Source organism: Streptomyces sp. AC627_RSS907 (assembly GCF_019049165.1).
The window spans coordinates 1-630 of the sequence record NZ_JAGMUE010000490.1; the positions used below are offsets into that span (position 1 = coordinate 1).

General features: G+C 57.1%; 1 protein-coding gene. It reads left to right on the top strand.

All coding sequences use genetic code 11. The features are described from left to right. Positions 1-495: 495 nt before the first annotated feature. Positions 496-630, top strand: a 135-nt coding sequence (locus tag KUM32_RS36640; RefSeq protein WP_217146203.1) for a SidA/IucD/PvdA family monooxygenase, incomplete at its 3' end; no start/stop codon positions are given.

Here is a 630-nt window from a genome sequence, read left to right on the forward strand (position 1 = left end):
GTGGTTGATCATGCTACAACCCATGCGCAAAAAACAAGGACTTAGCGTCAGTTGCTAGCGACCTTGGGGTACAGTAATTCCAGCGCCCAACAATGAAGGTCCCGTCGGCCGCCTTCTGACGGGCGTCAGCCTGTGATCGTCGCTATCGGTTACCAGTGAATCCCTTTGACTGCGGAGCTTCGCTGCCGCCAGAGTGGATAAGCGGAACTCTTGATTCTCGGTCAAATCCGGCATCGACACGCCTCTCGAACCCGCCCCTCTCTACGGGTTTTCGAAGGCATCTGACGCCGGCCCGAGATCCGCTACAGCGCCCCCTTCAGTACAGCCCGGAGAAGCCTTTGGGCTGCCCAGGAAAGTACCGACAGGTTGCGCTGCAACCTGTCTGCATGTCGCGCCAAAGCTGCATACGGTTTGACTCACCTGCAGGGCTTGTTCTCAATTCGCGACGCCCTCAGCGTTAGGCTTGAACTCAATGCGAGTAAGAGGAGAATTGTCATGTCTTTTCCTGCGCGTGTGCACGACGTTCTCGGTGTTGGCTTCGGCCCTGCCAACCTTGCCTTGGCAATCGCATTAGAGGAGAAGTATCCAAGCCTGGACATACGGTTTCTTGAGGCTCGCCCGACGCCCGAC